The following is a 17,408-nucleotide window of genomic DNA, read 5'->3' as shown; positions in this document are numbered from 1 at the left end:
GCTATAGCGGCGAGAAGCCAACGGAGCGACAGCGCGGCGAGGCAGCCTCCCTCGCCGCTATAGCGGCTCCTACATGTGGGCGGCAAGGGTAGCTAGAATTCCTTCATGACGCCCAAGCACACCTTCCGCACGGCCACCCAGGCCGACGCCCCGGTCATCGCCGAGCTGGTCGAGTCCGCCTATCGCGGCGACGCCAGCCGGGTGGGCTGGACCACCGAGGCCGATTTCCTCCACGGCCAGCGTACCGACGTCACCGAGATCGAGGAACTGCTGACCAGCGAGAGCGGCCGCTTCGTGCTGTTCGAGCGCGACGGGCTGGTCGCCGCCTCCTGCTACATCGAGCGGCAGGACCGGACCTGCTATTTCGGCATGTTCTCGGTACACCCGCCGTTCCAGGGCACGGGTATCGGCCGGATGGTCATCGAGGAAGTGGAGCGCATCGCCCGCGACGAATGGGACTGCGACCGGGTCGAGATGACCGTCATCGATATCCGCGCCGAACTGATCGCCTGGTACGAGCGCCGCGGCTACGCACGCACGGGACGGACCAAGGCTTTCCCCTATGGCGATGAACGCTTCGGGATCCCCCAGCGCGACGACCTGCGCTTCGAGTACCTGGTAAAGGAGCTGCGGGCATGAACGGCTGGGTGAAGGTCGGTACGCGCAGCGAACTCCTGCCGGGGGAATTCCGCGTGGCGTGGGACGGCGACACGGCCATCGCCGTCTACAACATCGACGGCGACCTCTATGCCATCGAAGACGTCTGCACGCACGATGGCGGCGAGCTGGCGGGCGGCCCCGTCCACGGCTTCGAGGTGGAATGCGTGCGCCACGGCGCGCGCTTCGACCTGCGCACCGGCGACGTGACCTGCCCCCCGGCTTACGAGCCGGTCGCCAGCTTCCCGGTGAAAGAAGAAGACGGTTTCATCTGGACGCGCGACGATCGCCAGTAGGCGCCGGCGAACGGTAAGCGCCGACGCATTCGTTATAGCGCGCCGCACTCGCCGGCCCTAAGCTTCACGGGCGTTTCGCCTACCTACCGGGACATCCATCCATGCTCAAGGACCACCGTTGGCGCGCCGCGCTCGCCTTCGTGCTCCTGTTCCTCCTCTACCAGGGCGCGGAAGGCGTCGGTGCCCGCCTCCTCGACAACGTCGCGGTCCAGGCCGGCTTCATGCTGGCGATGGTCGCCATCGGGTGGCCGGTGGGGCGCTGGCTGGGGTTCCGCGGCTACGATGCCTACGCCCTCGACTGGCAACGGTCCACGCCGGTGCTGCTGGCGGGAGGCCTCGCCCTGGCGTTACTGGTCAAGTACGTCGCCGTCTGCATCGGCATGGCGTTCGACGTCTATGTCGCCCAGGCGCCGGCCGTACCGTCCGTTGCCTCGGTATCGTTCCTTTCGTCCATTCCTTGGGCATTGGTCGCCACCTTCGTACCTTCGATCGCCGAGGACATCCTCACGCGCGGTTTCCTCTACCGCGCCCTCCGCGTGCGCTGGGTACCGTGGGTGTTCGTCCTGTCGAGCAGCGTTCTCTACGTCCTGAACCACATTTACCGGCTGAGTGCCGGTCCGGCCGAGTGGATCATGCTGTTCTGCTTCGGCCTCGCCTATGCGACGGCCGTGGTCCGCACCGGGTCGCTGTGGCTGGCGGTGGGCTTGCACTGGGGCTGGAACCTGGCCAACGTGCTCGTCGGCGACATCCTCCCTTACCAGGTGGTGTCGCCGGTATGGTCGTCGCTCCTCTCCGCCGGGGCGCACCTCGTGGTGCTGGGCCTCCTGTTCGCCGTCCCGCTGCAGCTCGAACGCGAAGGCCTGAGGCCCGGTCCCGCCTGACTACCAGCGGCCGATCAGGTGCTGCACCAGGAGGCTGGTCAGCGCCACGGCGGCCCACACGCCCAACCCGAGCAGGATCGGCCGCGGCCCCGTCGACGCCATGCGGCGAAGGTCCGCGGACAGGCCGATGGCGGTGAGCGCCACGATGATCAGGCACTCCGCGACGAAATGGATCACAGGGAGTACCGATGCGGGCACGACGCCCGTCGTGCGGATCACCGAGGCGACCAGGAACCACAGGATGAACCAGGGGAAGATCTTCGCGAGGCTGAAGTCGGACGCGCCGCCGCGCTTCTCGCGCCAGGCCACGACCAGCGCGATGGCCAGGCTGATGGGGATGATCAGCGTCGCGCGGGTCAGCTTCACGATCGTGGCGTAATCGCCCGCGGCATGGCTGTAGCTGTAGCCGGCCGCGACCACCGACGAGGTGTCATTGATCGCCGTGCCCGCCCAGAGGCCGAAACCCAGGTCGGACAGCCCCAGCCAGTGGCCGAGGGCGGGAAAGAGAAGCACGGCCACAAGGTTGAACAGGAAGATCGTGGAGATGGCGAACGCCGTATCGTGTTCGTCCGGCTTCACGATCGGTACCACCGCCGCGATGGCCGAGCCGCCGCAGATGGCCGTTCCGACGCCGATCAACAGCTTCAGCGTGTCGTGCACGCGCAGGATGCGGCCCAGGATCCACGCCGCGAGGCCGGCGGCCGCGACGGTGGCGAGCGTGACGGATAGCGATTCCAGGCCCGTATGCGCCACCTGCGTGATGCTGAGCCCGAAGCCCAGGGCGACGATCGACCACTGCAGCACCTGCTTCGAAGCGAAACGGATGCCCGGAACGAAGCGGGCGGAAGGCGGCGCGAACTGCCGCACGACGATACCCAGGACGATGCCCCACACGGCGCCGCCCACGAGGGGCATGAGGCGACCGAGGCCGAAGGCGACGGCGGCCACGGCGAAGGCAAGGAGCACGCCGGGCAGGCGGGAGGGTTGCGAGGAGGCGGTGGCGACGGTGGACACGGGCTTTTCCCTTGGAAACTCCGGACATTGTCCCTGTGGGCACGCTATAAGCATATTGAAAATACCTTATGAAGCATATAAGAACTACTTATGCATGCCGTCAGCCCCCGCCAGCTCGAAGTCTTCGTCACCGTCGCCACCACCGGCAGCGTGCGCGCAGCCAGCGAGCGCCTCTTCATGAGCCAGCCCGCGGCCAGCATGGCGCTGGCCGAGCTGGAACGGCAGATCGGATCGCCGGTGTTCTCGCGCGAGCGGGGCAGGTTGCGTCTCAACGATCGCGGTCGCGAACTGTTGCCGCTGGCGCGCGAGCTGATCGAACGTCACGCCGAGTTCGCGCGCATGGCGGAGGGCGCGGTGACGGGGCTGTCCGGGGAGATCGGCGTGGGTGCCAGCAACACGGTGGGCAATTATCTCGTCGGCGACCTGCTCGGCCCGTTCGCGGCGGAGCATCCCGGGGTGTCCTTACGCCTGGGTGTCGCCAATACCGCACGTATCGCGCAGGGCGTGCTCGATCACGACTTCGACGTGGGTTGCGTGGAAGGCCCGGTGACGCATCCGGCCCTGGAGGTGCGGCCGTGGCGGGACGATCGCCTGGTGGTCTGCGCACGGCCCGACCATCCGCTGGCGAGGAAGAAGCGCCTGCGCAGGGAGGATTTCGCCGGACAGCGCTGGGTGCTTCGTGAACGCGGTTCGGCGACGCGTGCCCTGAGCGAACGTGCCCTGGCGGTGTTGCCGGAAGGCACCACGGTCCTCGAACTCGACCAGTCCGAAGCGATCAAGCAGGCGGTCATCGCCGGCCTCGGCATCGCGTGCCTGCCGGAGGTCGCGGTCGGCGATGCGGTGAAGGTGGGGCATCTCTCGATCCTGCCGACGCCGTTCCTCGACCTGCGGCGAACCCTGTCGGTGCTTCTGCACCGGCAGCGCTACCGCGGCGCCGTGCTCGAAGCGTTCCTCGCCAGTCTCTGAGGTCTCGGGGCACCCGGAGGGCAGGGATCGCCGCGCTGTAGGCGCGGCCATAGCGGCGAGAAGCCGGCGCAGCGACGAAGCGATGAGGCGAGGTTTCCTCGCCGCTATAGCGGCTCCTACACAAGCGCGTCGACCGCCACGGCGTGGAGCCGGGTCGCCAGCGTCGCGAGTTCCTTGCGCAGGATGTCGGGCGCGAGGATCTCGAAATCGAAGCCGAGCGCGGCCAGCTGGCGGGCAAACCAGCCCATGTCGCCGTCGCTGGCGCTGCTGCGCAGCAGCACACCGTCGGCGACGGGTTCGAACAGGCCGATCGCGGGGCTGAACGCCCGCGTGGCGGTGTCGAGGTCCGCATGCAGCAGTACTTCGATCGTGCGGCCGTGCGGCAAAGTGGCGATGCCGCGCATGAGCTGGGCGAGCGGATCGAAACCCGCCGGACGTTCGAAAGCGACGGGCAGCACCTGCAGGCCCGTCACGCGATCCACCCGGAACGAGCGCACGTCGCGTCGGAGGTGGCACATGCCCACGGTGTACCAGGCGCCCGCGCGCCATGCCATGCCGTAGGGATCGAAGTCGCGTTCGGTCCTGCCACCGCCGGGGGCGAGGTAGCCCATGTGTACGCGCGAACGCGATTGCGCCGCCGCGATCAGGGACATCAGCATCGCGTTGCTCGCCGGCGTACTCAACGTGGGCAGCTGCTCCAGCTTTATCGTGTCGGCGATCGCGCCCACCTGTCCCTTCAGGCCTTCGGGCATCACCCGCGTGAGCTTGGCATGCGCGCTCTCCACCGCCGGTGCGCCTTCGGCGAGGCCCAGTCCGCGCGCGGCGACCATGCCCACCGACAGCGCCACCGCCTCCTCGTTGGTGAACATCATCGGTGGCAGCTTGAAGCCCGCCACCAGCATATACGCGCCATGCCGCCCGCGCTCCGTGGTGATGGGAATGCCCAGGTCTTCCAGCGTGCGCATGTAGCGGCGCAACGTGCGGCCGTCCACGCCCAGGCGCGCGGCCAGTGCCGGGCCGCTCATGCGGCCGTGCGCCTGGAGCAGTTCCAGGACGGCGAGTACGCGGGTAGTGGGAGCGGCCATGCGGCGATTCTAGGACGGAATCAGGGCGGAAACTGTCCTGTTTATGGCTTACCGTGCTTGAAACCGGCAGGCGGCAGTGGGCGCTGGATTCGCATCGATCGCGACCACGTGCGCTGGGAACAGGCGTTCTCTGCCGGCGGCGACCGCCGGTGGGAGACGAACCGGACCATGGATTTCACGCGCAAAGGCATCACCCGATGAAACTTCCGAACATGGCAACCACCCTCCTGCTCGCCGCCGTTGCATTGCCGGTAAGCGCGGCCTCCGTCGCTCCCGCGCCTGCGCCCATGGATACGGTGGCCCATCTGAACAGCTACCAGGCCATCGAATTCCGACGTTACGTCACCAAGGAAGGTGAGCGGGCGCACTTCGTCGCCTATTTCGACACCTATTTCCCCGAAGCCTTCGAGCAACTGGGCGCCATGGTCTTCGGCCAGTTCACCGAGCGCGGAAACCCGAATCGTTTCACCTGGATCCGCGGCTTCCACGACATCAGTGCGCGGCCGGTGGTGAACGCCGCGTTCTATTACGGCCCGCTGTGGCGGGAACACCGCACCAAGGTCAACGCGATCCTGCCAGACAGCGATAACGTGATGCTGATGCGTCCGCTGCGTGCGGACCAGGGCGTCACGGTGCTGCCCGCGGTGGATCCGGTACTCGAGCCCAAGGGTGCCGGCGGCGTGGTCGTGGCGCAGATCTTTTCGGTGAAGAAGGGCAGCGAGGATGCTTTCGCAGCGAAGGCGGAAGCGGCGTTCAAACGGTATGCGATGGATGGCGTACACCCCGCGGGCATCCTGGTGACGCTGGACGTGCCGAACAATTTCCCGCAGCTGCCGATCCGTGCCGATGGGCCGTGGCTGGTCTGGGTCGGCGTGGTGCGCGACGATGCGACGCTTTCGAAGCACCTCGCGCCGAGGCTCGACGAGGTGGAGAAGGAGCTGGGAGCGTCCGGACTGACACGTGCGCCTACCGAGCGCGAGGTGATGGACCCGACGCCGCGTTCGCGGCTGCGTTGGTTGGAGATGCCGTAGACAAGGCGCTTGCTCTCGGGGAGGGGCGGCCCGTGCCGCGCCACAAAAAACGGATAGCCTGCCATTGCAGGCTCATGCTTTAAGCTGATTCGCCGCATGAAGGCTCGGCTTCGCCATCGCATTCGTGCTCGCAAACCGCGACGTCAAGCGGGGAGGTGCCGGGCTGTGCCCCTCAGCGCTCAAACAGCGGTCGCAAAGCGACCGAACTCGCTCAGAGGGGCACAGCCCGACACCTCTCCGATCAATGAGGTAACGTGCTTGGCAAGAAAAAGCCAGCCTGTTCAGTCTCGACATCCGCCGCATTCTATCCGTCCACATCAGCCGAGTTATCGGTTGGCCTGCGTTGCTCCCAGACACCATACACGCGAAGGCTCAACCGCGTGCTTATCGACCTCGTTCGGGAGGCCGGCGGCGTCGAGGGGAAGCGAATGACGTACGCGCTGGAAACGGTCGATGCCTTGATGAGTATCGGCATGCGTTGCGCAGCGGAAGCTCACGGACGCATGGTCTTCGAGCAGTCGCGTGCGCTGCCCGATGCCTCGGTGTAGGAGCCGCTATAGCGGCGAGGGAATCTTGCCGTGGCGTCGCGAGGTTGTCTCGCCGCTTTAGCGGCTCCTACAGAGGGTCTTGACGTGCGAGGTCTCTCTGCGCGGTATCGTAGCTTTCAGTCTTTGCCCGCGCGGCGTGGCGGTGTGCGAGCGAAAGTGCGACGGCGAAGCCGAGCCAGAAAAATGCGGCGAAGTCGCTCGCGGTACGAGCCTGCGAAGCAGGCCAACCGATCATCCGAGGATGCAGCGGTTCTTCCCGCTGCGTTTCGCCACGTACATCGCCACGTCGGCCGCGATGACCACGTCGTCGTAGTCGGCGCCCTGCTTGAACAGCGTGACGCCGATGCTCGCGCCGACGTTCACGAGCAGGCTGCGGTCACCCATGTCGAGGTTGTAGGGTTCCGCCAACGCGTCGCAGAGCACCTGGCAGCGGGCGAGGGCGGCCGCACCGTCGGGCGTGCCGTGGAGTATCACCGCGAACTCGTCGCCACCGAGACGCGCGACGGTGTCGCTGCCGCGCGTGCGCGCGTCGATCCGCCCGGCGATGGCCTTGAGCAGTTCGTCGCCCGCCACATGGCCTTCGTTGTCGTTGACGCCCTTGAAGCCATCGATGTCGATATAGGCCAGCGCGGAGGTGTCCTCCACGGACGCGATGGCTGTCTCGAGCCGCTCGCGGAAGAGCACGCGGTTGGGCAGGCCGGTGAGCGCGTCGTGCGTCGCCTGATGGCGGACCATTTCTTCCATGCGGATACGTTCGGCGATCTCGCCGGTGAGCTGGCGGTTGCGCAGCGAGAGTTCGTCCAGCGCCTGCTGCAGCAGGGCGCGGGCGCGGTAGAGCTCCATGAAGATCTTCACCTTCGACTGCAGGATCACGTCGTTGATCGGCTTGGCGATGTAATCGACCGCGCCGGAGCGGTAGCCCTTGATCCGGTTGATGTCGTCCGCGTAAGCGGCCGTGACGAAGATGATCGGCGTTTCCCGGAGGTGGTCGGCCTCGGAGATGAGTTGCGCCACTTCGAACCCGTCCATCTCCGGCATGTTCACGTCCAGCAGGACCAGCGCGAACTGGTGGTCGAGGCACAGGGCCAGCGCTTCGTTCCCGCTGGCGGCCTCGAAGATGTCGGCATCCGTTCGCGACAGAAGGTGGCGCATCGCCACCAGGTTGGCCGGCGTGTCGTCGACGACGAGGATCTTCGGGCGGATCGGATTCATGGCAGGCACAGCTCGTTCAGGGTTATGGCAATCGCATCGAGCGGCAGGCAGACGTCCGCGCCCGCGATCCGCAGTCCGGCCAGCGGCATGGCCTTGGCTTCCGCCTCGTCGGGGTCCTGCACGACGGCGTACCCGCCGTTTCGCCGGATCGAGGCAAGGCCGTGGGCGCCGTCTCCATTGGCACCGGTCATGAGCACGCCGACCACGCGTTCGCGCCACGCGTCGGCCGCCGTCTCGAACAGCACGTCGATCGACGGACGCGCGAAGGACACCTTCGCGTCGACGCTCAGGGAGAAATGCAGGTCTTCTTCCACCAGCAGGTGGTAACCCGAGGGCGCGACATGGACCGTGCCGGGTTCGACCCTTGCACGCTCGCGCGCCTCGATGACCGGAAGCGACGACACCTGCCCGATCAGCTCCACCAGCAGCGACACGTTCGCCGAGCCTGTATGGCAGCAGACGACGACAGGGGCCGGCAGCCGCCGGTCCAGTCCCGGCAACACGCGCTGGAGGGCCGTAATGCCTCCCGCGCTGCAGCCCATGACGATGGCGCTCCGGCGGATCACGGCGTCGACGGCCTCGCGCTGCTGCCTGCACGGTAGATGCGCAATGCACCATCCACGCTCGCGAATTCCGCGGCCACCGCCGAGAACTCGATGTTCTCGCGCGAACCGAGGCAGAGGAAGCCGCCGCGGACGAGACTGTCGCGGAACAGGCCGAGCGTGCGGTCCTGCAAGGCATTGTCGAAGTAGATGAGCACGTTGCGGCAAAGGATAAGCTGCGCTTCGCAGAAGACCTTGTCGGTGACCAGGTTGTGGTTGAAGAAGGTGACGTTCCGGCGCAACCCGGGATCCAGCCGGATGAACTCGTAGCGCGCGCTGTAGTAGTCGCTGAAGGACTGGCGGCCGCCGGCTTCCAGATAACCGCGCGACCAGTCGCGCGCATCGCGGGCCGGATAGATGCCTTCCGTCGCCACGGCCAGCGCCGCGTCGTTGAAATCGGTGGCGTAGATCCGCGTGCGCTCGTAGAGCCCCTCCTCCTGGAGGAGGATGGCCAGCGAGTACACCTCCTGTCCGTGCGCACAGCCGGCCTGCCAGATGTTCACCTGGGGGTAGGACGCGAGCACCGGCAGCACCTTGTCGCGCAGCGCACGGAACACCGACGGGTCGCGGAACATCTCGGACACCGGCACCGACAACCCTTCGACCGCCGCGGTGACGAAACCGTCCTCGTGGAGCACGCGCTGGATGAGCCCGCCGATGCCGCCGGTACCATGCACGCGCACCAGCTGCTGTACCCGGCGCTTCAGCGAGGCAGGGGCGTAACCGCTGAAATCGTACCCGTGGCGAAGGCGCATGGCGCTTACGAAGAGTTCGATTTCGATGTCTTCGACGTCCACGTCAATCCCGTGTCGGCAGCCAGACGCGGATCATCGAAAGGAGGCGGTCGACGTCGATGGGCTTGGACAGGTAGTCGTTGGCGCCCGCCTCCAGGCAGCGCTCGCGGTCGCCGCGCATGGCCTTGGCCGTGAGCGCGATGATCGGCATGTCGGCCAAGGGCCGCCTCGCGCGGATTTCGCGCATGGTTTCGTAGCCGTCCATCACCGGCATCATGATATCCATCAGTACCAGCTCGATGCCGGCGTCCTTCTCCAGCATGTCCAGTGCCTTCCGGCCGTCCTGCGCCATGGCGACGTCGACGCCCTTCGCACGAAGGACCTTGGACAAGGCGAACAGGTTGCGCATGTCGTCGTCGACGAGGAGCAGGCGGCGGCCGTGCAGGTCGATCTCGACCGGTCCGGTGAGCGTATGCGGTGCCTCCGCGGGAGGCGCGCTTCCGTGGCGGATGGAATGCAGGAACAGGCTGACTTCGTCGAGCAGGCGGTCCGGGGAGCGCGCGCCCTTGACCACGATGCTGTCGGTGTACTGGCGGATCCGCATGCTTTCCTCGCGGGACAGGTCGCGACCGGAATACACCACCACGGGCGGCGTGCGGCCGCCGCTCGACAGCTGCTCCAGGAGATCGAAGCCGGACATGCCGGGCAGGCCCAGGTCGAGCACGATGCAGTCGTAGGTCTTCCGCGCGCTCATGTCGAGGGCTTCCTCGCCCGAGGCCGCCTCGTCGATCGTCACCGCATCGTCCTTGAGCAAGGTCCGGACCGCGGCGCGTGCGCTGGCATCGTCGTCCACGACGAGGAGCTCGCGCGTCCGGCCTTCGGCGAAGTGCATCAACCGCTCGAACGCGCCGGTGATCGCCTCGCGGCTCACCGGCTTGGTGAGGAAGCCCACGGCTCCGAGTTCCAGTCCGCGCGTGGCGTCGTCCGTGGCCGAGATGAAGTGCACGGGGATATGCCGGGTGGCGGCATCGGCCTTGAGCCGCTCCATCACCGTCCAGCCGTCCATGCCCGGCAACATCACGTCGAGGAGGATGCCGGTGGGGCGATGGCGGCGGGCCAGTGCGAGACCGGACTCGCCGTCGGCGGCGGCGAGCACGCGATGACCCTTGCGATGAATCATGTCGGCGAGGATGCGGGCGAAGGCGGGGTCGTCCTCGACGACGAGGATCGCCGTGTCGCCGGGTTCGAGCGAAGCGCGATCGTCCTCGATCCCGTCGGGAATCAGCGCGGGCGACAGCGGCAGCGTGGCTTCCGCGGCGGCCTGCTGGTGGGACACGGGTGCCGGCCGGGCACCTGTCTCGGAAGTGGCCTCGGGCACGAACAGGGTAAAGGTGCTGCCTTCGCCCGGCCGGCTGTGCAAGGCGATGCCGCCGCCGAGGAGTTCGGCGATGCGCCGCGAGATCGCGAGGCCCAGGCCAGTGCCGCCATATTGCCGGCTGGTACTCGCGTCCACTTGTTCGAAGGCGTTGAACACCCGCTGGAACTTGTCGGCGGGAATGCCGATGCCCGAATCCGTCACGGCGATGGCGATGGTGCGCGCGGGATCCATGCCGGGCGGTACGGACCCATGCGCGGCCGGCCGCGCGATCTCCACCTCGACGCCGCCGTGGGCGGTGAACTTGAACGCATTGCTCAGGAGGTTGTTCGTGACCTGTTCGAGCTTGCCGGCGTCCGTGCGGATGGTCGCGGGCAGGTCCGGCGACAAGCGCACGTCGAAGCCCAGCTTCTTCTCGCGCGCCACGTGGCCGAACGTGCGGCCGAGCGTCCGCGCGAGGTCGGCCAGGGAGAAGGTGTCGACCACCAGTTCCATCTTTCCTGCCTCGACCTTGGACAGGTCGAGGATGTCGTTGATGAGGTGCAGCAGGTTGGAGCCGGCATCGTGGATGATGCGCGCTGATTCCACCTGGCCGGCGTTGAGGTTCTCCTCGTCGTTGTCGGCCAGGCTGCGCGAAAGGATCAGCAGGCTGTTCAGCGGCGTGCGCAGCTCGTGCGACATGTTCGCGAGGAATTCGGACTTGTACTGGCTGGCCCTGGCGAGTTCCTCGGCCTTTTCGTGGGTCTCCCTCTGCAAGGCCTCGAGCGCTTCGTTCTGCCGGTTGAGCGCGATGCCCTTCTCGCGCAGTTCCTCGTTGGAGGCGTGTAGTTCCTCGGCCTGCACACGCAGTTCCTCTTCGGAGGCGACCAGCCGTTGCGACTGGTCCTGCAGCTCGGCGGTGCGGCGCAGGTTTTCCAGCGAGAGGGCGACGATGGGCATCAGTTCCTCGAGCAGGCGAAGCTGCACCGCGGTGAATGGCGCGAAGCCGGCGATCTCGATCACGCCCAGCAATGCGTCCCTGGATACCACGGGCAGCAGCACCACGCTGCGCGGCGGCGCTTCGCCGGTCGCCGAATGGATGCGCGCGTAGTCCTCCGGAACGTCGCGCAGGACGATGGTGCGGCGTTCGACGGCCGCCTGGCCGACCAGCCCTTCGCCGGGGTCGTAGCTTCGCGGGGCCTGGCGCTGCTCCTTGTAGCCGTAGCTGCCCAGCAGTTCGAGCCTCCCGGTGTCGCCGCGTTGCACGTAGAAGACGCCCAGCCCCGCGTGCAGGCAGGTGGCCAGTTCGGACATCAGGGTGCCGGCGAACTCGCGATACGAGGTGGCTTCCTGCAGCCGCGCGGAAATCGCGGAGACCGAAGACTTCAGCCAGTTCTGGCCGGTGCTTTCGATCGCCATTTCCTTGAACACCTGCAAGGCGCGTGCGATCTCGCCGATCTCGTCGCGTCGCGTGAGCTGGCGCACCTCGATGTCGTGGTCGTGGTTGGCGAGTTGCGTCATCAGGCCGGTCATCTTCACGATGGGTCGGGTAATGAGGCGGAAGGTCATGCGGATCACGAACCAGGCGAAAAGGAGGCAGGCCAGCAGCGAACCGATATCGATCCACTGCGTCGTGGAAAGCTGGCGGCTGAGCGTGCTGCTGCGATCCGCCAGCAGGCCTTGCTCCGTGGAAGCCATCTGGCCGACAAGGGTGCGAATGTCGTTCATCCGCACGGAGCGGTTCGAGAGGTACGCCTGCCGTATGCGCTCGCGGGCGAGGGCCGCATCGACGGTGTCGGCATCTCCTGCCGCGCGCATCGGCTCGAGCCCCTGTGTCGCCACCTCGGACTTCCAGCGGGCGAGCATGTCATGCAGGCGATCGACGCGGGATTCCTGCAGCGGGTTGTCGGCGACCAGTTCGCGCAGGTGGGCGACATGGCGCGAGAGCTCCCCGTCGGCGGTGTCGAAATCCGCGCGTTCGCTGTCCGAGCGGCCCAGCAGATAACCGCGCGCGGCCGCCTGCCTGGCCTGCGCGGCGTCGCCCAGCTCCGCAAGGGTGAGGAGCACCTTGTAGGTGTGCGAGGCCCATGCACGGCTGTCCTTCTCGCGCCCGATCGAGACGAGGTTGCCCAGGTTCGTCACCACGAACATGAGCAGCAGGGCCCCGATGGCCAGGAGCATCTTGCGTTGCAGCGGCTGGTCGGCCAGCCAGGTATTGCGCTTCGGGGGAGTTTGCATGCGTGGACCGGTGAAGTCGGGGGTGGCTGGCCGTGCCTTCGTTGGTACACCCAACCGGGTGATCCTTCCATGGCGCAGGCCGCGTTATGCGAATCCTGTCACGCGACGGCGGGCCGTTTCCGGCGCCAGGCCGGCGCCAGCAGGCTGCCGCGACGCAGGGCGAGGGCCAGGCAGGCGGCGGTGACCACGGAGCAGAGCCCGAGGGCGACGACCGAGGCCTCGGCGCCGAACGCGCCGCCGGTGAGCCAGTCGGGTCCCTGCATATGCGCCACCAGGAAGCCGTGCTGTTCGAAACCCGATACGGGAATGCCGTAGAACGGACCCTGCGCGACGTTCCAGGCGGCATGTGCGCCCATGCAGACCCAGAGGGAGCGGGTCACGTGGTAGAGCAGGCCGAACAGCAGGCCCGCCTCCAGCGCGATGGCCAGGGCGCTCCATGCCGTGGCGTTCGGATTCCCTATGTGAAGGCCGCCGAAAACCGCCGCCGACACCAGCAACGCCGCCCAGGTGCCCAGCCCTTCCTCGACGATGCGGAAGATCACGCCCCGACTGACGATTTCCTCGCCCACGCCGGCACCCACGCCCATGGCCAGGACCGGGCCCAGCCAGTGCGCGTCCCGGTTCGTACCATCGACGACGTAAGCGCCCAGGGCCCAGAGGGCGCCTACGACGAGGGAAAACACGACGGCGCCACCGGCGAGGCCCAGCAGCACGTGGGGCAGGGCCTTGCGTGGGGCCAGCTCGTCGACACGTCGGTGCTCGACGACCCGGACGAGCAGCCAGTACGCAAGCACGGCGGGGGCCAGCCGGAAGACCTCGATCGTGGGCGTGATCCTGTCGAACGGAATGTCGCCCTTGGGCAGGCCGAGCGCCGCGTAGATCGAGCGGGCGACGATGACCAGCACGGTCAGCGCGGCGAAGAAGGCCACGATGCGCCCGAGGGGCGAACGCAGCACGCGCAGGGGCAACGACGGAGGCGTCGCGACGGTCGGCTCGGCAGGCATGGGTTTCTCTTCGGATGGGCTTGCAGTCGCAGTCTACGCAGGCATGATGGTCTTCCGATACAAGATCGCCACGCGCCGCCTCCGCTATGGTCGCGGCGCCGGCACACTTACCCGGATCCCTGGATCGACCCGATGGCCATTCCTCCCGACAACGACCCGTCCAGTCCGCTGAATCGCCGCGAGCAGACCTTTCCTTCCCTCAACGAGGAGATGGCGGCCCGTCTCGTGAAGTATGGGGTGGAGGAACTCGTGCCCGCCGGCACCGTGCTGTTCCGGCGCGGCGACCGCAGGATCGATTACTTCTTCGTGATCGAGGGCTGCATCGAGATCTACGACCTGGACAAGGACGGCCAGCCGAGCATCTTCGTCGTGCATGGCCCGTCCCAGTTCACGGGCGAGGTGGACCTGTTCAGCGAAAGACAGGTCATGGTGAATGGGCGCACCGGCTCGGATTCGCGGCTCGTCCGCGTCGATCCGATCGGTTTCCGCAAGCTGGTGTCCGGGGAGCCGGATATCGGCGAGATCATCATGCGTGCGTTCATCCTGCGCCGCGTGGCCCTGATCCAGAGCGGCCAGGGCGGCGTCACGCTGGCCGGCTCCGCGCATGCGGCCGATACCGTGCGCCTGCGCAGTTTCCTCATCCGCAACGGCTACCCGTACCGCCTTCTCGATACCGACGTGGACGAGGATGCGATGCACCTCCTCGACTGCCTGGGACTCCGTCCGTCGGAATGCCCCGTCGTGGTGATGCCGGACCGGCGTGTGTTGCGTTGCCCCAGCACATCCCAACTGGCGGACGAGCTGGGCATCGCCATCCTGCTCGACAGCGAGCACGTGCACGACGTGGCGGTGATCGGCGCCGGGCCCGCCGGTCTCGCCGCCGCCGTCTATGCGGCATCCGAAGGGCTCGACACCCTGGTGCTCGAGGCACTCGCTCCCGGCGGGCAGGCCGGCACCAGCTCGAAGATCGAGAACTATCTTGGCTTCCCGACGGGCATTTCCGGGCAGGCGCTGGCCGGGCGTGCGCAGGTGCAGGCCATGAAATTCGGGGCGCACATGGCGATCGCGCGGTCGGTGGAGGGCATGGATTGCGCGAAACATCCCTACACGCTCCTGCTCGACGACGGTACCTCGGTGCGCGCGCGCGCGGTCGTGGTCGCCACCGGCGCGCGCTATCGCAAGCTCGACCACCTCGACTACGAGCGCTTCGAAGGCCAGGGCATCCACTATGCCGCCACGGCGATGGAGGCCACGCTTTGTGCCGGCGAGGAGATCGTGGTGGTCGGCGGCGGCAACAGCGCGGGTCAGGCGGCCGTGTTCCTCGCGCGTACGGCGGCCCACGTGCATATCCTCGTGCGTGGCGAAGGGCTGGCCTCGACGATGTCGGATTACCTCGTGCAACGCATCGCGCAGTCGCCACGGATCACGTTGCATCCGCGCTGCCAGGTCGATCACCTCGACGGCGACGCGTACCTGCGCGAAGTGGGCTGGAAATGCGCCGACGGCACGCAGAAGCGGATCAAGGCAGGCAGCCTGTTCGTGATGATCGGCGCCGAGCCGAACACCGCCTGGCTGGACGGTTGCCTGGACCTCGACCGCAAGGGCTTCGTGCTTACCGGCCGGGACTCCGACGGTTATGCGACGCCGTCGCCTTACGCCACGACCTTGCGCGGCGTATTCGCGGTGGGCGACGTGCGCTCGGGCTCGATCAAGCGCGTGGCATCGGGCGTCGGCGAGGGCTCGGTGGTGGTCCAGGCCATCCACCGCTTCCTCAATCCGTCACCGATGTAACCTCGCACGGGTCTTCACACCTCGACGGAAGCCGCGTGTTCGCGCGTCGCCGAGAAGCGCACCGTCGGCCAGCGCTCCTGCGCCAGCTGCAGGTTCACGCGCGTCGGCGCAAGGTAGACCAGTTCGCCCGCCGCATCGATGGCGAGGTTGCCCGCGTTCTTCTCGCGGAACTCCTCGAGCTTCTTCGCGTCGTCGCAATGGATCCAGCGCGCGGTGGCGACGCCGACCTGCTCGAACGTGGCATCCACGTTGTATTCGTCCTTCAGGCGGTACGCGACCACGTCGAACTGCAGCACGCCGACCGCGCCGAGGATGAGGTCGTTCGACATGAGCGGGCGGAAGAACTGCGTGGCGCCTTCTTCCGACAACTGCGCCAGGCCCTTCTGCAGGGCCTTCATCTTCATCGGATCGCGCAGGCGTGCGCGGCGGAAGAGTTCGGGCGCGAAGTTCGGGATGCCGGTGAACGACAGTGGCTCGCCCTCGGTGAAGGTGTCGCCGATGGTGATCGTGCCGTGGTTGTGCAGGCCGATCACGTCGCCCGGGTAAGCGCGCTCGACGATCTCGCGGTCGGAGGCCATGAAGGTGAGGGCGTTGGCGATCCGCACCTCCTTGCCCGTGCGCGTCTGCTGCATCTTCATGCCCGCGGTGTACGTGCCGGAGCACACGCGCATGAACGCGACGCGGTCGCGGTGGGCGGGGTCCATGTTCGCCTGGATCTTGAAGACGAAGCCCGTGAGCTTCTCTTCCTCCGGCTTCACCTCGCGGCTGAGCGTGTCGCGCGGGCGCGGCGAGGGCGCATGCTCCACGAAGAAATCGAGAAGCAGCTGTACGCCGAAGTTGTTCACGGCAGAGCCGAAGAACACCGGCGTCTGCTTGCCGGCGAGGTAGGACTCCACGTCGAACGGATTGGACGCGCCAAGCACGAGTTCGAGTTCGTCGCGCACTTCATCGAGCGCGGCCTGGCCGATGCGAGCGGCGAGTTCCGGGTGGTCGAGGCCCTTGAAGATGGTGGAGTCCTGGCGGGTGAAGTTCTTGCCGGGCTCGAAGATGTGCACCTCGTCGAGCAGCACGTGGTACACGCCCTTCAGGCGGGAGCCCATGCCGATGGGCCAGGTCACCGGTGCGCAGGCGATGCCGAGCACCGACTCCACTTCGTCGAGCAGTTCGATCGGCGAGCGTCCCTCGCGGTCGAGCTTGTTGATGAAGGTCATGATCGGCGTGTCGCGCAGGCGGCACACCTCCATCAGCTTGATGGTGCGCTCCTCGACGCCCTTCGCGCAGTCGATGACCATCAGCGCCGAGTCCACCGCGGTCAGCACGCGGTAGGTATCCTCGGAGAAGTCCGCATGACCCGGGGTGTCGAGCAGGTTGACGATGGCCTCGTTGTACGGGAACTGCATCACCGAGGACGTCACCGAGATGCCGCGCTCCTTTTCCAGCGCCATCCAGTCCGAGGTGGCATGGCGCGCGGCCTTGCGGCTCTTCACGGAGCCGGCCATCTGGATGGCGCCACCGAACAGCAGCAGCTTTTCGGTCAGGGTGGTCTTGCCCGCGTCGGGATGGCTGACGATGGCGAAGCTGCGCCGGCGGCGGGTTTCGGTGAGGTGTGCGGACATCGGTCTGGGTCGTGATCCTGGCTAACCCCCTATTCTAGCAGGGGTCAGGGTCCGCTGCCGGGCCCTGTAGGAGCCGCCATGGCGGCGAGGGGAGTCTGCGTCGCCGCTTCATCGCTCCGTGGGCTTCTCGCCGCCATAGCGGCTCCCACATTTTCTTTATGGCCATCTGGACGTCTAAACGTCTGTTGACACGACAGGCATCCACGCGTATCGTCGATTCCACTCATCGAGACCGGCTGAGGGACAGGCCCTTTGAAGCCGGGGCAACCTGCGGATTTCCGCGACGGTGCCAACTCCTGCGGGGCGTGGTTTCACGCCGGCCGATAGATGGGAATGTCCGTTCGGGGCACGCGTCCGCGTACCCGTGGCGCAGGCAGTC

At 67.1% G+C, this 17,408-nt stretch carries 14 protein-coding genes and 1 riboswitch; of the genes, 6 read left to right on the top strand and 8 right to left on the bottom strand.

Annotated features, from left to right (window positions below; genetic code table 11):
• Positions 1 to 105 precede the first annotated feature (105 nt).
• The 3 genes from HBF32_RS16045 (at position 106) to HBF32_RS16035 (ending at position 1,834) form a co-directional block, all read left to right on the top strand.
• Positions 106 to 639, top strand: a complete 534-nt coding sequence (locus HBF32_RS16045; protein WP_166700790.1) for a GNAT family N-acetyltransferase — start codon at positions 106 to 108, stop codon at positions 637 to 639.
• Entirely contained in the window at positions 636 to 953 is a 318-nt protein-coding gene (locus tag HBF32_RS16040) for a non-heme iron oxygenase ferredoxin subunit (RefSeq protein ID WP_166700789.1), read from the top strand. Before HBF32_RS16045 ends, HBF32_RS16040 begins: the two co-directional genes overlap by 4 nt.
• Positions 954 to 1,054: 101 nt before the next feature.
• A complete protein-coding gene (locus HBF32_RS16035) occupies positions 1,055 to 1,834 on the top strand; it encodes a CPBP family intramembrane glutamic endopeptidase (RefSeq protein ID WP_166700788.1) in 780 nt (259 codons plus the stop codon).
• On the opposite strand, the gene HBF32_RS16030 is transcribed toward HBF32_RS16035, so the two are convergent.
• Positions 1,835 to 2,848, bottom strand: coding sequence for a YeiH family protein (locus tag HBF32_RS16030; RefSeq protein WP_338039817.1), 1,014 nt, complete (start codon positions 2,846 to 2,848; stop codon positions 1,835 to 1,837).
• 90 nt (positions 2,849 to 2,938) lie between these two features.
• Here HBF32_RS16030 and HBF32_RS16025 point away from each other — a divergent pair, with 90 nt between their 5' ends.
• A complete protein-coding gene (locus HBF32_RS16025) occupies positions 2,939 to 3,814 on the top strand; it encodes a LysR family transcriptional regulator (RefSeq protein WP_166700786.1) in 876 nt (291 codons plus the stop codon).
• A gap of 116 nt (positions 3,815 to 3,930) precedes the next feature.
• On the opposite strand, the gene HBF32_RS16020 is transcribed toward HBF32_RS16025, so the two are convergent.
• Complete coding sequence (locus HBF32_RS16020; RefSeq protein WP_166700785.1) at positions 3,931 to 4,899, bottom strand: helix-turn-helix transcriptional regulator; 969 nt, start codon at positions 4,897 to 4,899, stop codon at positions 3,931 to 3,933.
• Between the two features lie 212 nt (positions 4,900 to 5,111).
• Here HBF32_RS16020 and HBF32_RS16015 point away from each other — a divergent pair, with 212 nt between their 5' ends.
• On the top strand, positions 5,112 to 5,930 hold the full coding sequence (locus HBF32_RS16015; protein WP_166700784.1) for an NIPSNAP family protein: 819 nt from the start codon (positions 5,112 to 5,114) through the stop codon (positions 5,928 to 5,930).
• Between the two features lie 779 nt (positions 5,931 to 6,709).
• On the opposite strand, the gene HBF32_RS16010 is transcribed toward HBF32_RS16015, so the two are convergent.
• The 5 genes from HBF32_RS16010 to HBF32_RS15990 form a co-directional block, all read right to left on the bottom strand.
• Complete coding sequence (locus HBF32_RS16010; RefSeq protein ID WP_193570514.1) at positions 6,710 to 7,690, bottom strand: diguanylate cyclase domain-containing protein; 981 nt, start codon at positions 7,688 to 7,690, stop codon at positions 6,710 to 6,712.
• Complete coding sequence (locus HBF32_RS16005) at positions 7,687 to 8,256, bottom strand: chemotaxis protein CheB (RefSeq protein WP_338039816.1); 570 nt, start codon at positions 8,254 to 8,256, stop codon at positions 7,687 to 7,689. Before HBF32_RS16005 ends, HBF32_RS16010 begins: the two co-directional genes overlap by 4 nt.
• On the bottom strand, positions 8,253 to 9,089 hold the full coding sequence (locus HBF32_RS16000; RefSeq protein ID WP_338039815.1) for a CheR family methyltransferase: 837 nt from the start codon (positions 9,087 to 9,089) through the stop codon (positions 8,253 to 8,255). Before HBF32_RS16000 ends, HBF32_RS16005 begins: the two co-directional genes overlap by 4 nt.
• Before the next feature lies 1 nt (position 9,090).
• Positions 9,091 to 12,618, bottom strand: a complete 3,528-nt coding sequence (locus tag HBF32_RS15995; protein WP_166700783.1) for a response regulator — start codon at positions 12,616 to 12,618, stop codon at positions 9,091 to 9,093.
• A 98-nt stretch (positions 12,619 to 12,716) separates the two neighbouring features.
• Complete coding sequence (locus tag HBF32_RS15990) at positions 12,717 to 13,622, bottom strand: CPBP family intramembrane glutamic endopeptidase (protein ID WP_166700782.1); 906 nt, start codon at positions 13,620 to 13,622, stop codon at positions 12,717 to 12,719.
• 132 nt (positions 13,623 to 13,754) lie between these two features.
• Here HBF32_RS15990 and HBF32_RS15985 point away from each other — a divergent pair, with 132 nt between their 5' ends.
• A complete protein-coding gene (locus HBF32_RS15985) occupies positions 13,755 to 15,413 on the top strand; it encodes an FAD-dependent oxidoreductase (RefSeq protein WP_166700781.1) in 1,659 nt (552 codons plus the stop codon).
• Positions 15,414 to 15,427: 14 nt separating this feature from the next.
• Here the strand turns inward: HBF32_RS15985 and HBF32_RS15980 are convergent, their stop codons facing one another.
• Positions 15,428 to 17,029 carry a peptide chain release factor 3 gene (locus tag HBF32_RS15980; protein ID WP_166700780.1) on the bottom strand — a complete coding sequence of 534 codons (1,602 nt, stop codon included), beginning with the start codon at positions 17,027 to 17,029 and terminating at the stop codon, positions 15,428 to 15,430.
• A 220-nt stretch (positions 17,030 to 17,249) separates the two neighbouring features.
• Positions 17,250 to 17,363, top strand: a riboswitch (SAM riboswitch).
• Positions 17,364 to 17,408 lie beyond the last annotated feature (45 nt).

The sequence above is a fragment of the Luteibacter yeojuensis genome, from assembly GCF_011742875.1.
GTDB classification, from domain to species: Bacteria; Pseudomonadota; Gammaproteobacteria; order Xanthomonadales; family Rhodanobacteraceae; genus Luteibacter; species Luteibacter yeojuensis.
This window is presented reverse-complemented; position numbering and strand designations above follow the sequence as displayed.

What these genes read in the sequence shown, in the direction of transcription:
- HBF32_RS16035 (WP_166700788.1), top strand. Translation starts at nt 1,055, where the DNA reads ATGCTCAAGGACCACCGTTGGCGCGCCGCGCTCGCCTTCGTGCTCCTG.
- HBF32_RS16010 (WP_193570514.1), bottom strand. Translation starts at nt 7,690, where the DNA reads ATGAATCCGATCCGCCCGAAGATCCTCGTCGTCGACGACACGCCGGCC.
- HBF32_RS16040 (WP_166700789.1), top strand. Translation starts at nt 636, where the DNA reads ATGAACGGCTGGGTGAAGGTCGGTACGCGCAGCGAACTCCTGCCGGGG.
- HBF32_RS16015 (WP_166700784.1), top strand. Translation starts at nt 5,112, where the DNA reads ATGGCAACCACCCTCCTGCTCGCCGCCGTTGCATTGCCGGTAAGCGCG.
- HBF32_RS15990 (WP_166700782.1), bottom strand. Translation starts at nt 13,622, where the DNA reads ATGCCTGCCGAGCCGACCGTCGCGACGCCTCCGTCGTTGCCCCTGCGC.
- HBF32_RS16045 (WP_166700790.1), top strand. Translation starts at nt 106, where the DNA reads ATGACGCCCAAGCACACCTTCCGCACGGCCACCCAGGCCGACGCCCCG.
- HBF32_RS16025 (WP_166700786.1), top strand. Translation starts at nt 2,939, where the DNA reads ATGCATGCCGTCAGCCCCCGCCAGCTCGAAGTCTTCGTCACCGTCGCC.
- HBF32_RS16020 (WP_166700785.1), bottom strand. Translation starts at nt 4,899, where the DNA reads ATGGCCGCTCCCACTACCCGCGTACTCGCCGTCCTGGAACTGCTCCAG.
- HBF32_RS15980 (WP_166700780.1), bottom strand. Translation starts at nt 17,029, where the DNA reads ATGTCCGCACACCTCACCGAAACCCGCCGCCGGCGCAGCTTCGCCATC.
- HBF32_RS15995 (WP_166700783.1), bottom strand. Translation starts at nt 12,618, where the DNA reads ATGCAAACTCCCCCGAAGCGCAATACCTGGCTGGCCGACCAGCCGCTG.
- HBF32_RS15985 (WP_166700781.1), top strand. Translation starts at nt 13,755, where the DNA reads ATGGCCATTCCTCCCGACAACGACCCGTCCAGTCCGCTGAATCGCCGC.